Source organism: Exiguobacterium sp. s91 (assembly GCF_018618915.1).
GTDB classification, from domain to species: Bacteria; Bacillota; Bacilli; order Exiguobacteriales; family Exiguobacteriaceae; genus Exiguobacterium_A; species Exiguobacterium_A abrahamii.
This window is the reverse complement of record NZ_JACSMZ010000004.1, coordinates 62,920-76,611: the sequence shown is the minus strand read 5'-3', so window position 1 is coordinate 76,611 and position 13,692 is coordinate 62,920. Positions and strand designations below refer to the sequence as shown.

General features: G+C 45.5%; 14 protein-coding genes. 11 read left to right on the top strand and 3 right to left on the bottom strand.

Annotation, left to right across the window (positions count from 1 at the left end; translation table 11 throughout):
- Positions 1 to 96 precede the first annotated feature (96 nt).
- The 11 genes from KNQ06_RS14845 (at position 97) to KNQ06_RS14795 (ending at position 11,006) form a co-directional block, all read left to right on the top strand.
- Complete coding sequence (locus KNQ06_RS14845) at positions 97 to 1,860, top strand: sensor histidine kinase (RefSeq protein ID WP_214772537.1); 1,764 nt, start codon at positions 97 to 99, stop codon at positions 1,858 to 1,860.
- Positions 1,857 to 2,561: a response regulator transcription factor gene (locus KNQ06_RS14840; RefSeq protein WP_149426860.1), complete on the top strand. Its 705-nt coding sequence runs from the start codon at positions 1,857 to 1,859 to the stop codon at positions 2,559 to 2,561. Before KNQ06_RS14845 ends, KNQ06_RS14840 begins: the two co-directional genes overlap by 4 nt.
- Positions 2,562 to 2,585: 24 nt before the next feature.
- Positions 2,586 to 3,293 (top strand): purine-nucleoside phosphorylase, encoded by a 708-nt coding sequence (gene deoD, locus KNQ06_RS14835; protein WP_023467244.1) that lies wholly within the window; start codon positions 2,586 to 2,588, stop codon positions 3,291 to 3,293.
- Between the two features lie 100 nt (positions 3,294 to 3,393).
- Positions 3,394 to 4,776 (top strand): aldehyde dehydrogenase, encoded by a 1,383-nt coding sequence (locus KNQ06_RS14830; RefSeq protein WP_149426861.1) that lies wholly within the window; start codon positions 3,394 to 3,396, stop codon positions 4,774 to 4,776.
- Positions 4,777 to 4,838: 62 nt separating this feature from the next.
- Complete coding sequence (locus KNQ06_RS14825) at positions 4,839 to 6,008, top strand: CDP-glycerol glycerophosphotransferase family protein (protein ID WP_215148744.1); 1,170 nt, start codon at positions 4,839 to 4,841, stop codon at positions 6,006 to 6,008.
- Positions 6,009 to 6,024: 16 nt separating this feature from the next.
- Positions 6,025 to 6,414 carry a glycerol-3-phosphate cytidylyltransferase gene (gene tagD / locus KNQ06_RS14820; protein WP_050678243.1) on the top strand — a complete coding sequence of 130 codons (390 nt, stop codon included), beginning with the start codon at positions 6,025 to 6,027 and terminating at the stop codon, positions 6,412 to 6,414.
- 53 nt (positions 6,415 to 6,467) lie between these two features.
- Positions 6,468 to 7,622, top strand: coding sequence for a CDP-glycerol glycerophosphotransferase family protein (locus tag KNQ06_RS14815; protein ID WP_149426862.1), 1,155 nt, complete (start codon positions 6,468 to 6,470; stop codon positions 7,620 to 7,622).
- 159 nt (positions 7,623 to 7,781) lie between these two features.
- Entirely contained in the window at positions 7,782 to 8,495 is a 714-nt protein-coding gene (locus tag KNQ06_RS14810; RefSeq protein WP_231884726.1) for a Crp/Fnr family transcriptional regulator, read from the top strand.
- A gap of 221 nt (positions 8,496 to 8,716) precedes the next feature.
- Entirely contained in the window at positions 8,717 to 8,830 is a 114-nt protein-coding gene (locus KNQ06_RS14805) for a hypothetical protein (protein ID WP_023467253.1), read from the top strand.
- A 12-nt stretch (positions 8,831 to 8,842) separates the two neighbouring features.
- A complete protein-coding gene (locus tag KNQ06_RS14800; RefSeq protein ID WP_050678241.1) occupies positions 8,843 to 9,313 on the top strand; it encodes a cytochrome c oxidase subunit II in 471 nt (156 codons plus the stop codon).
- Position 9,314: 1 nt separating this feature from the next.
- Positions 9,315 to 11,006 (top strand): b(o/a)3-type cytochrome-c oxidase subunit 1, encoded by a 1,692-nt coding sequence (locus KNQ06_RS14795; protein ID WP_023467255.1) that lies wholly within the window; start codon positions 9,315 to 9,317, stop codon positions 11,004 to 11,006.
- A 291-nt stretch (positions 11,007 to 11,297) separates the two neighbouring features.
- Here the strand turns inward: KNQ06_RS14795 and KNQ06_RS14790 are convergent, their stop codons facing one another.
- Genes KNQ06_RS14790 through liaF form a run of 3 tightly spaced genes read right to left on the bottom strand, consistent with a single transcriptional unit; the run spans position 11,298 to position 13,665 of the window.
- Positions 11,298 to 11,927 carry a response regulator gene (locus KNQ06_RS14790; RefSeq protein ID WP_023467256.1) on the bottom strand — a complete coding sequence of 210 codons (630 nt, stop codon included), beginning with the start codon at positions 11,925 to 11,927 and terminating at the stop codon, positions 11,298 to 11,300.
- Positions 11,924 to 12,949, bottom strand: a complete 1,026-nt coding sequence (locus KNQ06_RS14785) for a sensor histidine kinase (protein WP_034785901.1) — start codon at positions 12,947 to 12,949, stop codon at positions 11,924 to 11,926. The genes KNQ06_RS14790 and KNQ06_RS14785 overlap by 4 nt, the downstream gene beginning before the upstream one ends.
- Positions 12,946 to 13,665, bottom strand: a complete 720-nt coding sequence (liaF, locus tag KNQ06_RS14780) for a cell wall-active antibiotics response protein LiaF (RefSeq protein ID WP_029340864.1) — start codon at positions 13,663 to 13,665, stop codon at positions 12,946 to 12,948. Before liaF ends, KNQ06_RS14785 begins: the two co-directional genes overlap by 4 nt.
- Positions 13,666 to 13,692: the final 27 nt, after the last annotated feature.

Sequence of the window (13,692 nt, the reverse complement as noted above, 5' to 3'; positions counted from 1 at the left end):
TTATAGGAATCATGAAAGAGAATATCAGGAAATGATGTAAGCGGATTCAAGGTTATGATACGATTGATTACAAGAAAAAGGATGGGGGCGCCTTTCATGAAAAGTATCCGGACACGTTTGATTCGTCTCGTCGTCCTAGCGATCTTGATTCCGACAGCCCTCGCGACATCGATCTCCTACTTGTATGTACGGCACCAAAACATTGAACAGGCAGAACGTTCTAGCCTGAACGTGTTGACGCGAGGAAATACACAGGTGACCCATTACATAGAGGATATCCGCCGTCTCTCGACAAGTCTGTATGCGAATCGTTCGTTGATGAACATCATGCGCGTCGGAGCAGATCAGGAATTAGACGAATCTGATGGAGTCGTTTCGCGGGCGATGTTAGGTCTGTTTTTATCACGTCAGGATATCGAGCAGTTACATTTCGTCATCTTAAATGGTTATTCGGAGTATTCGGTCTACAACATGAAAACGACGAGTCGGGGAACGTTTGATTGGATGCAAGAAACGGATTATTTTCGATTGATGAAACAAAAAAGTGGCTGGTTGATTGACGGAGCGCACACGATTGAACCATACAATGTGCACACGATGATTCTTGATGAGAAACAAGTCGTTAGTTTTCGTTATCGTATCGATCGTGTCGAAACAGATGAGCCACTCGGCTTCCTTTCAGTGGATATTCCAGTCCGTGTATTCGAACAACAATTGAAACTGTTCGAGAATGATCCGGAAGAGTCGTTATGGTTGATGACAGAACAGCGTGTATTGGCACAGACTGGAGCAGAGATGGAACTACCGGTCGATCGATTCACTGGGCAGAGTGGGAGTTTACGTGTCGGAAAATCGTTCATCGTCTACTCAAAGACGATGACGAATGGTGTTCCACTCATACTCGTCAAACGGATTCCGTATGCGTCAGTCATCCAAGGGGCGAATGAAACGGCATTGATTCTTGTTTTGATCGGTCTCGTCTCACTGTTCGTCATGATCATTGCCGCAAGTCTCGTTGCCATGCAGATCACGAAACCAATCAAACAGTTGACAGCAAACGTCTGGCGAGTCGAACAAGGGGATTTATCAGCACCATTCGTTGCGACGACGAATGACGAGATTGGATTACTCAACCGTCAGTTCCAACGCATGATTCAACGGATTGATCGTTTAATCAAACGGGAGTATCGACTGGCACTTGAAAACCGGACGAATGAGCTACGTGCATTACAATCTCAGCTCAATCCGCACTTCTTATTCAATGCCTTACAATCGATCGGAACGACGACGTTACAAGGAGACCGGAAGATCGCGTACCGCTCGATCACCGGATTATCACAAATGATGCGCTACTCGATGAATAATGAGCAGACGATCGTAACCCTAAAACAAGAAGTCGATCATCTTCAAGCGTATATTCGTTTGCAACAGCAACGTTTTCCGGAACGGTTCCGTTATATTGTTGACGTCCCGTGGCATCTCAATGACATTGAAGTGCCGAAGATGATCTTGCAACCGTTCGCTGAAAATTACTTCAAACACGGCTTTCGACAGCAATTAGCAGCGACGGAGAACTATCTTGCTTACAAAGTCCGGACGGATGGCGGACGCCTCATTATTCAAATCGAGAATAGCGGTGCCATTCTTGAAACAGGACGACTTGAAGCGATTGATCGAAAAATGCGCATGCATCGTAGCCCAGAAGACCTCGAGACGAGCGGCATTGGTCTCCATAATATTTATGAACGACTCTTGATTTTTTACGGGGAGCAAGCAAATATGACGCTCTCTTCTTCAGCGGTAGAGGGAGGATTCAAAATCGTGATTCGAATTCCATATGAGAAGGGGGACTTGGCATGAACGTGTTGATCGTAGACGATGAACGACATGTACGGGAAGCGGTCAAATTGCTCGGAGAATGGGACAGTTGGCAGGTCTCACATATTTACGAGGCGGAACATGGGGAAGAAGCGAAACGATTACTGGATACCGGAACGATCGATTTAATGCTGACAGATGTCGAAATGCCTGGACTCGACGGATTAACATTACTAGAATGGACAAAAAATCATCATCCAAAGGTCGTCACGATCGTGCTGACAGGGTATGATGATTATACGTATATGCGACGTGCCATTTTGCATCAATCCTTTGATTATTTATTGAAGCCGGTTGATCCAGATGTACTCAATGATGCCTTGTCCCGCGCGATGGAATGTATCCATCCGGTAGTGGAATCAGGAGAAGCGATTGATCAAATCGCCAAATACATCGAAACGCATTATGCGGAAGAATTGACACTGCAATTCATGAGCGAACGGTTTTACTTGAGCCGAGAGTATATATCACGACGCTTCAAACAGCGTTTTTCCGTTAACTTATCTGATTACATCCAAACGATTCGCTTGAATCGGGCGAAGGAATTATTGAGTGAGACGGACGCGCGCATTTACGAAATCGCACTTGAAGTCGGATATCAGGACGATAAGTATTTTCGGAAAGTGTTCAAAAAACAATTCGGTATGACACCGAATGAGTTTCGTGAATTGTTGTCGATTTAAACGACTATCGAGGAGGAATCGTACATGAGTGTACACATTAATGCAGCTGAAGGACAAATCGCCGAAACGGTCTTACTCCCAGGAGATCCGTTACGTGCTAAATACATCGCTGAGACGTTTTTAGAGGACGTCGTCCTTTATAACGAAGTTCGAGGCATGTATGGCTTCACAGGTACTTATAAAGGGAAAAAAGTTTCGGTTCAAGGAACAGGTATGGGTGTACCATCGATGTCGATCTATGCGAACGAACTCGTTCAGTCATACGGTGCGAAGAACTTGATCCGTGTCGGAACTGCCGGTGGGATCACGCCAGACGTTAAAGTTCGTGACGTCGTCATCGCGATGAGTGCTTCGCATGACATGGCACAGAACCGTGTCCGTTTTAATGGACTAGACTACGCACCGACAGCCTCTTTTGATCTGCTGCATAAAGCATATACAGCAGCTAAAGAACAAGGTATCGATGCAAAAGTCGGTCAAATCTTCACGACGGATCAGTTCTATCAAGATGATTTCCATCACTTCAAAAAATGGGCGGATTTCGGATGTCTCGCAATCGAGATGGAAGCGGCAGGTCTTTACACACTTGCAGCAAAACATAAAGTAAACGCACTGACGATCCTGACGATTTCAGATCATCTGTTGACAGGTGAAGAAACAACATCGGAAGAGCGCCAGACGACATTCAACGATATGATGAAAGTCGCGCTTGAAACAGCGATTCAATTATAAGAAGCAAGACGGAGAAGCCTCTCCGTCTTTTTTCATAGTCGAAAAGAGATATGGTAAGATAAAGGCAGTGTTATAGATCAGTTAAAGGGGAGATTCTCGGATGGAGACAACGATGACAGAGACAGTGCTTTCAGAGCGCCTTGAGACACAGCGTCACTTTTTCCAAACAGGTGCAACACGTAGTCTAGCTTTTCGCTTAAGCATGCTGACGTTCTTACGCCAAGCGATTGAAACGCATGAAGCAGCGATCTATGAGGCATTAAAACAAGATCTCAATAAAGGACAGCATGATGCTTTTACGACGGAAATCGGTTTCGTTTATGGAGAGATTCAACGGATGGAGCGACAACTCCGTCGACTAGCACGTCCAAAGCGTGTCGCAACACCGCTTCTGCATATCGGCTCAAAAAGTGAAATCCAGTACGAACCCTATGGCAACGTTCTTGTCATCGCGCCATGGAACTATCCTTTCCAGCTGGCACTTGCTCCGGTCATTGGTGCGATTGCAGCGGGGAATACGGTCGTCCTTAAACCATCCGAGCTGACACCGAACGTCTCTCGTGTATTACGAGAAGTTTTTGAAACGGCATTCCATGAACGATTCGGAATCGTCATAGAAGGAGATGCTGAAGTCAGTAGCGCTTTATTAAACGAACGTTTTGATTATATCTTCTTTACGGGTTCCACACGCGTCGGAAAAATCGTGCATCAAGCTGCAGCGAAGCATTTGACACCGGTCACACTTGAACTGGGTGGGAAATCACCGACAATCGTTCACAAGGATGCGGATCTTCGTCTAGCAGCGAAGCGGATCGCATGGGGAAAATGGCTGAATGCCGGACAGACATGTATCGCCCCGGATTACGTATTGATTCATGAGGACGTTAAAGAACGTTTCTTGCAGTTGATTGAAGAAGAAGCCTTCAAACAGTACGGGAATGGCGTCGGCGTCTCATCCTACGTCAAAATCGTATCGGACGATCATCTGAATCGCCTCAGCAGTTACTTGTCGCAAGGGACGATCGAATTCGGTGGACAAGTCGATCCGGAAACGCGTAAGATGGCGCCGACCGTCATGACGAATGTAGCGGTGGATGCTCCATTGATGCAAGACGAAATCTTCGGACCGATCCTGCCGGTGTTGACCTACCGTGAAATCGAAGAGGTCATCGCGTTCGTCAATGATCGTGACAAACCGCTTGCACTTTATCTGTTCACAGAGAACAAAGCCGTCGAACATCGTATCCTTGAACGGATTTCATTCGGTGGTGGATGTGTCAATGACACATTGATGCACGTCGCACAGCATCATCTACCATTTGGTGGAGTCGGGGCGAGTGGTATGGGTGGATATCATGGCAAGTATAGTTTCGAGACGTTCAGCCATCGTAAAGGAATCGTCAAAAACACGACGGCGTTCGATTTACCTTTCCGCTACATGCGAACAAATAGCAATTCCAAATGGATGCGCTTTTTGTTATGATGAGCTGTGATTAATTGACTTAAGAAGGAGCTCTTCACTTGAAAGATCAAGTAAAACAGTGGATGAAACGAACAGGCTTGATTGAACGCAGTCTGCGAACCATCATGAAAGTCTTTACGTGGTTGCCACAAAAATCAAATCGAGTCCTTTTCGAGAGTTTTCTCGGAAAGCAATATAGTGACAGTCCGCGTGCCATCTACGAATTGATGCGTACGATGCATCCGGAATGTGAGTTGATTTTTAGTAAACAACGAGGTGTTACGTTTCCACGAGACGTCAAGACGGTAGATCGGTTGACGTTTCGCTGGATTTATTTGCTCGCGACGTCACGGGTCTGGGTATCAAACAGTCGGTTACCGGGTTGGTTGATCAAACCGAAAAAAACGTATTATCTCCAGACATGGCACGGCACACCGCTCAAAAAGCTTGCGCTTGATATGGATGATGTCCAAATGGCGAATACGACGACGGAGCGGTACAAGCAAGGATTTAAGCAAGAGACTGCAAAATGGTCCGGCTTAATTTCCCCGAATGCCTACTCTAGTTCAATCTTTCGGCGGGCATTTGCTTTTGAAGGTGAGATGCTAGAAATTGGATACCCTCGAAATGATATATTTTATCAAGAGGCACGGCATGCTAAAATCAAAGAAACGGTTTATCGCCACTATGAGATTGATTCTTCGAAAAAAGTCTTGCTGTATGCACCTACTTGGCGAGATAATGCGTTCGAAGGTCAAGGGAAATATTCATTTGAGCTGCCCTTTTCGTTAGAGGAATTTGAAAAGCGATTCGGGGATGAATATGTCCTGCTTATTCGAATGCACTATTTAGTCGGAAGTCGTCTCGACGTCACTGCTTATCCATCCGTTCGAAATGCATCGGACTACCCGGATATCGCGGAGCTCTATATGGCGTCAGAAGCTTTGATCACGGATTATTCTTCTGTCATGTTTGATTTTGCGCATTTATCGCGTCCGATTTTATTCTATACGTATGACTTAGAACATTATCGCGATCAGTTGCGCGGATTTTACTTCGATTTTGAACAGGGGGCACCGGGACCATTATTATCCACTGAGACAGCACTATTTGAAGAATTGAATCAGTTGGATGATTGGCACACACGGTATGCGTCAGCATTCCGAGCGTTCCAAGAGACGTATTGTCAATGGGATGATGGGCAGGCTTCAGAACGGGCGATGAAGACGATCATAAAGAGAATTTACGGATAAAAGGGAGAGCAAAATCATGAAGAAGGTTATTACGTACGGAACATTTGATTTATTGCACTGGGGTCATATCAACATCTTAAAACGTGCCAAAGAGATGGGCGATTACCTCATCGTCGCGATTTCGACAGACGAATTCAATCGTTTAAAACATAAACAGTCTTACCATAACTTTGAGAATCGGAAGATGATCCTTGAAGCCATCCGTTATGTGGATGAAGTTATTCCAGAAAACAGCTGGGATCAAAAAGTAGAAGATGTGAAAAAACATGATGTTGATCTCTTCGTCATGGGTGACGACTGGAAAGGCGAGTTCGACTTCTTGAAGGAGCACTGTGAAGTCGTTTACCTCAGTCGGACTGAAGGCATCTCTACAAGCCAGATTAAAACGGAATTAGCTTCGAAGTGATTGAAGAGGAGACCACACGATCGACGTGCGGTCTTTCTTCGTAGAAGGGCAGGATGAAAGTGGTTAGAGAAGGTATCGTATGGGTCTATTTATTGTTGTTTCGTATTTGTTATGGTGTCTTTCGATGGCTACCGCTTCGACCAGTCACTTTGTTTTGGATGACGTATGGTGATAACGCAAAACCTGTTAATGATCGCTTAGCGCAGGAATTGCCAAGTGAGAAACGGTATCTGGTATATGATCATCATTTCATGAAGCAGCCGGATCTGTGGAAGTCAGATCGGACTCTTCGCTTTCGTCGTTTACGATTCGTCCGATTGGCGTATTTGCTTGCGACCTCCCGGACGGTCTTCGTCGATAATTATGTCGCAGAATTCAGTGTCGCAACAACGCGACGAGGAACACGACGTATCCAGCTATGGCATGCGGCAGGAACATTAAAGCAGTTTGGACTGACCTCTTCCAAAAGTCTGTTCGTATCAGAACGAGTAAGAAATCGTTTTCGACGAGTTTATCAAGAATATGGTGATTTCATCGTACCAGGGATGCGCTGTGCGACACAGTTCATGGCACCACACGACTTAAAACGGTCTCACTTTAAACCATTCGGCATGCCACGAACGGACTATTGGTTTGATGAGAAGCAACGAAAGCAGAAAACACTGGAATTAAGAAAACAATATGTAAAGACTGATCGTCGGATCTTATTGTATGCACCGACATACCGGGAATACAAAGGAACAGAAGATCATACGATTCAACAGTTCGAACAACTTGCTCAAGCGGGATGGACGATTCTCGTTAAATTACATCCAACGATTCGGTCTCTTTCTACCTATCGTTCTAGCCATATCCATCTTTTGGACGATACGTATCAGATCAATGATTACTTGCTAATCACAGATGTGCTCGTAACTGATTATTCTTCCATTCCATTTGAAAGCTGTCTCCTCAACATTCCGGCGTTCTTGTATACACCGGATATCGACACATACCGACAACTACCAGGGCTCGTGGATCAGTATCCGAAACCGCTACCTGTCCGCCAGACAGAACGGATGGAGCAGTTGATGGAGTGGATCACGTCTGATGTGATACTTGAAGAATGTCGTCAACACATGCAGAAGTTCCAACAGAACTGGTATGATCAGACGCCGGGTCAAGCAGTCAATCGAATTGTTCATCATTACTATGATATAAATCCATGACATCACTCCTGACGATTCCTTTTGTATTCTTAAAAGAGTCGTCAGGTCATTTTAAAAATAATAATGTGAAATGTTGAACAAAGTTTGACAATCTTTTGAAAATCCATTCTTTTCGACTGTGATGTTCTATACTAAAAGCAGAAGAAGAGGAGAGGAGAAATGGATATGCTAACTTGTGGAACGACTGAAGCCAATACGTTCGTCTTATCACCCGAAACGCGAACGTTGCTTGAGAGCTTCATGACAGAAACGACGTTCAAAAAGGATTCCATTGTCTGTTGGGAAGGGGAAATGAACGATAAGTTGTTTTATGTGAAACAAGGAGGCGTCAAACTATCGAAGTTGACGAAAAAAGGCAGTCCATTACTCATGTTTTTATATTTCAAAGGAGATTTGTTTGGCGAATTTGATGTAGGAGAAGCTTTTCCGAGTTCCTACAGTATTGAAACGATGGAAGATAGCATCATCGGATTCTTATCGAAAAACCAATTAGAAGAGCTTATGAAAAAAGACGGTGCCTTTGCGCTTGAGATCATGCGATGGCAAGCATTAATGCGGAAGCAAACGGAAACGAAATTACGTGACTTACTACTGTTTGGAAAACCAGGGGCATTAGCTTCGACGTTACTTCGCTTGATTGCGATGGAAGGGGAACAAGTGGGAGAAACGTATCGTCTTGCGAAGCGACCATCCGACGGTGAGTTTGGTCAATTGATTGGTGCACCACGTGAGACCGTTAATCGTATGTTTTCTCAGTGGAAAAAAGAAGGGGTCATTTCGATGACTGCAAAAGAAATCATCATTCACGATCCGCAATATCTACGGGATCTGTGTCATTGTGAAGGATGTCCAGCAGGTGTTTGTCGAATTTAATAAGATGTACGAATCATCCCGACGCGAAACAGGACTTTCCTGTCTCGCGTTATTTTTGTGTATAGAAGTTTTTTCTAAGCTCGCTTAGATGTGAATTTTCTGTGTGTTTTCGAAATGAAAAGTGCGGAATTTTCATATTTAAAGTGATATTTATCACAGTTTCCAGACTTGCTGAATTCTTACAATAAAGACAAGTTCAGAGTAGGAAAGGAGTAATCACGATGAGTCAAAAGACAGAATCGAACCTAAAAGGAACATTCGTTGCCGTCCTGATCGTAGCAGGTGTCATCATCGGGATGTGGAGTTCAATCTTTCTATTGTTCATATCACGTTAAGGGGGAATCACGATGCACATTCATCGTTTAGAAAAAATTTGGCTGATCTTCGGAGTAGCGATGCTAGCGGTCTTCTTGACCATCATCGGTGTATCCGCTTTTGCATCGGGCAATCAACCACCATCCGATGCGACATTGATTGATCCGACGAAAGTCGATCAGACGAAACCGTTTGATAAACCAGGACTAAAAAAGATTGATGATGACCGATACGAAGCGGTCATCGTTTCACAAGCTTTTCAGTTTACACCAAAAGATATGGTCATACCTAAAGGGGCGACAGTCGATTTTCTCGTGACATCGAAGGACGTCGTTCATGGATTTGAAATCGTTAAGACGAACGTCAACATGATGGTCGTTCCCGGACATATTAATTCGATTGAGTATACGTTCAAGGAAGCAGGCGAATATCTCGTCGTCTGTAATGAATATTGTGGTAATGCCCATCATATGATGGCAACGAAAATCAAGGTGGTGGAATAAGATGAATGCTATATCAAATAAACTAAGACAGTTCGAGATGGAGCGTGGTCTACCCGCTACCGTCATCGGAGTCAAGGAAGCGAAACTGGCCTTTGCACATGTTAGTTTTTCACTTGTCGCCTTATTGATCGGTGGTCTATGTGGATTACTACAAACGATGGTACGGACAGGTGCCATTCCAGAAATCGCTGGAATCGGATACTATGAGCTTCTGACTGCTCACGGATTGATGCTTGCAATCGTCTTTACGACGTTATTCATTTTCGGATTATTGTTCTCATTTTTAGGTCAATCGTTCGGACGCTTCGAAGAGTTTCCGCGACGTCTCGGATGGGTCGGGTTCTGGTTCATGATTCTTGGTGTCGTCCTCGTCACGTGGATGGTGCTTGCAGGTGAAGCTTCCGTCCTCTATACGTTCTATGCACCACTCAAGGCACATCCTGTATTTTATATCGGACTCGTCATCTTCGTCGTCGGAACGTGGATCGCGTCTGGTGCCATGTTCCGAATGTATGCTGATTATAAGCGGGAACACCCTGGTGTTCATCCACCGCTTCAAGCCTACATGAGCATTATGACTGCCTTGTTATGGGTAGTTGCGACACTCGGCGTAGCGGCAACGATTCTCTTTCAACTCCTTCCTTTATCTCTTGGTTGGACGGATAAGGTCGGGATCGAACTATCTCGGACGCTATTTTGGTACTTTGGTCATCCACTCGTCTATTTTTGGTTATTACCTGCTTATATCGTTTGGTATACGGTCATTCCGAAAATCGTTGGTGGGAAGATTTTTTCTGACGCGTTAGCACGCATGTCGTTCTTGTTATTCCTACTCTTTTCATTCCCTGTTGGTTTTCACCATCAATTGTTAGAGCCGGGGATTTCTGCATTTTGGAAGTATGTCCAAGTCGTCTTGACATTCCTCGTCATCATTCCATCATTGATGACTGCCTTCTCGATGTTTGCGACTTTTGAGCTAGCAGGTCGCCGGAAGGGAGCAACTGGCATATTTGGTTGGGTGAAGAAAATGCCATATCGCGACGTCCGTTTCCTTGCACCGTTCATCGGGATGTTATTCTTCATTCCAGCAGGTGCAGGTGGTGTCATTAATGCATCGCATCAGCTGAACATCATCGTTCACAACACATTGTGGGTCACGGGACACTTTCATATCACGGTCGGTGCCGCCGTCGCACTAACGTTCTTCGGAACAGCCTACTGGCTTGTCCCGCTCTTACGTGGTCGAACGTTAACAGCAGCAATGAATCGTCTTGGACTTATTCAAACGGCTGCCTGGACGATCGGAATGCTCTTCATGTCGACTGCGATGCACATCTCAGGATTACTCGGTAATCCACGACGGACGGGACCAGCCACCTACTTCAAGGATTCCATCGTCGCTGACTGGATTCCATATCATGTCGCAATGGCGATCGGCGGAACGATTTTATTCATCTCGATTCTGCTATTCCTCTATGCGATGTTCCAACTTGCATTCCGAGCGCCAAAAGGAACGGAAGAATTTCCGATTGCTGAAACGGAAGAAGAGGCGATGGCAACGCCACTCTTCTTTGAAAATTGGAAGCTATGGATTTTCGTGACGTTCGCTTTGATTGCGTTTGCATACACGGTGCCGATTTGGCATATGATTGAAAATGCCCCTCCAGGAGCTCCCGGATGGAGACTCTGGTAAGGCAATAAGGGGCTTCAAAAAAAGAATGACGCGTCTGTACACGCCCTTTCCTCAGGCGAGACACAAGCCAGTTTTCCTGCTTCATTTAAGCGGGAAAGCGGGTCTTGTTCGTCTCTGACAACGCATAAAAGCGTTTTTTCCTGTAGGAGTTGCGTGTGACGCGTCATTCTTTTTATTACGAGGTAAGGGAGGCAGATCATCAATCTACCTCCCTTATCTTTGTAGAGACTGACTTTTGAGTCAGCCCCTTATTTGCGTGAGCTTAAGGAATAAGTAATGAAGGGCTAAATCTTATTTGACGAGATTATGCTTGAAGGCATAGACGACAGCTTGTGTACGGTCTACGACATCGAGTTTCGATAAGATGTTCGAGACGTGTGTCTTAACGGTTTTTAAGGAAATGAATAATTCGTCTGCGATTTCTTGGTTCGCCATACCACGAGCCATCAATTGAAGAACTTCCTGCTCACGTTCCGTCAAATCATCATGTAAGTGTGTCGTAGGACGACGAAGACGTTCCATCATTTTACCAGTCACTTGTGCTGCCATGACGGATTGACCGTTTGCCGTCTTGCGAATCGCTTCTGCGATGTCAAAGGCGCTAGCCGTTTTTAAGACATAACTCATCGCACCAGCTTCAATGACAGGATAAACTTTCTCATCATCAAGAAAACTCGTCACGACGAGAATCTTTGCTTCCGGCCAGTCTTTGCGGATCAGTCGCGTTCCTTCGACACCATCGACTGGTTCCATTACTAAATCCATCAAGATGACATCCGGTCGGTGTTCAAGCGCAAGCAAGGCTCCTGCTTGACCATCCGACGCTTCGGCGACGACCTCGATGTCTGGTTGTGTGGAAAGGAAAGCAGACACACCGGCCCGGACCATCTCGTGATCATCTACTAATAATACGCGTATCATACTTGCACCATCCGATCTTTTCTAAGTTTGACTTCGATTTGGGTTCCTTGTCCCGGAACACTGACGAGACGAATCGTTCCGCCCATCTCAGCCGTTCGTTCCCGCATCGAATTAATGCCATAAGAGGCAAGTTTTTTTTCATCAACGACGAATCCAACACCATCATCATTCATGCTCAGAATGATTGTTTCGTTGAATTGTCGGAGTTCAATATCCATATGAGACGCTTTCGCGTGACGTAATGCATTCGTCAATCCTTCTTGGACGATTCGGAACAACTCGTTTTCGATTTGTCGTGGAAGTGACATCTCTTCTAACTTCCAACTCAATTGTGTGGACTGCTTTCTAGATAATTCTTCGAGCAGTTGCGAAAGTCCTTGTTGTAACGTCATCCCTTCGAGTTCGACAGGGCGAAGCTGAAGTAAGAGGGAGCGCATTTCAGACTGCGCCGTTTGCGCCATCGTCTCGACCATCTCGATCTGTTTGGCTGCAGCTTCAGGTTGAGACAGAATCGTCTGTTTAGCTGCTGTCGTCATCATGGAGATGGCATAGAGCTGTTGCGAAACGGAGTCGTGTAAATCACGTGCGAGTCGCTTTCGTTCCTCCGTGACGGCTTGAACTCTTACTTGTTCAACATGTTGCGGACGTGTACTGATTTTTTGGACGGTCTCGACTTGTTCGTCGATACGTTTTCCAATCCGCGACAAGCGCGTCAACGTATGAAAGTAGGGACCCGGAACGATCGTCACATCTTTTCCTTGCTCGAGTTCAATGATGGCAGTCGTGACACGTTTGAAGTCACGTCGCAAGAAAAAGTAATGCATGCTACCAATGGCAAGCGGTAGTAATAACGAGAGTCCGATGACGAGTAGAAGGACAGGGAAATCTTGTTGACGGACGAATAGGACATGCCAATCGACTTGTCGTGTACTTAAGAATAACAACGTCGTCATGACGGCAGTCAAAAAGCCCGTCATGACTTGGAGTGCAATGACACCAAGCGGGAATTGATCACGCTTCATATCGAAGACACCTCCACGTTGCCAATACCGAGCATGACATGAATGCGAACCTTCCGCGTCGCTTCACCGTATTCCGGTGCCCGGAATTGAATGCGTCGATTGAAGAAGGTCGGAATCCGGCGGATGTCCGTCTTGACGCTTCCGAAGCCGATTGACGTGTCGAGTGTATAGTCGTAGCCGGACGGTAAAAGAATTCGGACGTCCCCGACGACACCACTGACGACGATCAAGGTCTCGCCTTCTGGAACATAGGCGTGCGTCAAATCGATTTCTAAATCCTTGACGATGAACTGTTCGCTCAAATCCTGTAAGACGTACGGTGCATCGGCTTGAGTCGAGAAGGAGTAAGCGGGTTGAATCTTGATCCCTTCCTCTTCATATTGATGCGGAGCAATCCGTGAAAATAAAAATTCGCGGACAGAATGTCGTGTCACGAGAATGATCCCAAGATAGAGCAAGATACCAGCAATGACAAAACCGATGGCAGCCGAACTAAGGACGACGCCAGCAAGAATGATCGTACCGACGATGTAAAAGAGAATTGCTAATTTTTCATGATTACGTCGTCGGAAATGAATCCCGACATAATACAGCAGGAACGGAAATAAGACACCAAACAATACATTTCCTGCACCAGACAATAGGTCATAGAACAGACCGAGGGCGAACAGGATCGATACGTAACCGACCAGTTGTTTCGTACTTAATCGTCGCACGATCAATCTCCTTTCTAACATGACAAA

Coding starts and splice junctions, on each gene's coding strand:
- deoD (WP_023467244.1), top strand. CDS start 2,586: ATGAGTGTACACATTAATGCAGCTGAAGGACAAATCGCCGAAACGGTC.
- KNQ06_RS14805 (WP_023467253.1), top strand. CDS start 8,717: ATGAGTCAAAAGACAGAATCGAACCTAAAAGGAACATTCGTTGCCGTC.
- KNQ06_RS14825 (WP_215148744.1), top strand. CDS start 4,839: ATGAAACGAACAGGCTTGATTGAACGCAGTCTGCGAACCATCATGAAA.
- KNQ06_RS14800 (WP_050678241.1), top strand. CDS start 8,843: ATGCACATTCATCGTTTAGAAAAAATTTGGCTGATCTTCGGAGTAGCG.
- KNQ06_RS14815 (WP_149426862.1), top strand. CDS start 6,468: ATGAAAGTGGTTAGAGAAGGTATCGTATGGGTCTATTTATTGTTGTTT.
- KNQ06_RS14845 (WP_214772537.1), top strand. CDS start 97: ATGAAAAGTATCCGGACACGTTTGATTCGTCTCGTCGTCCTAGCGATC.
- KNQ06_RS14840 (WP_149426860.1), top strand. CDS start 1,857: ATGAACGTGTTGATCGTAGACGATGAACGACATGTACGGGAAGCGGTC.
- KNQ06_RS14830 (WP_149426861.1), top strand. CDS start 3,394: ATGGAGACAACGATGACAGAGACAGTGCTTTCAGAGCGCCTTGAGACA.
- KNQ06_RS14795 (WP_023467255.1), top strand. CDS start 9,315: ATGAATGCTATATCAAATAAACTAAGACAGTTCGAGATGGAGCGTGGT.
- KNQ06_RS14790 (WP_023467256.1), bottom strand. CDS start 11,927: ATGATACGCGTATTATTAGTAGATGATCACGAGATGGTCCGGGCCGGT.
- KNQ06_RS14785 (WP_034785901.1), bottom strand. CDS start 12,949: ATGAAGCGTGATCAATTCCCGCTTGGTGTCATTGCACTCCAAGTCATG.
- KNQ06_RS14810 (WP_231884726.1), top strand. CDS start 7,782: ATGGATATGCTAACTTGTGGAACGACTGAAGCCAATACGTTCGTCTTA.
- tagD (WP_050678243.1), top strand. CDS start 6,025: ATGAAGAAGGTTATTACGTACGGAACATTTGATTTATTGCACTGGGGT.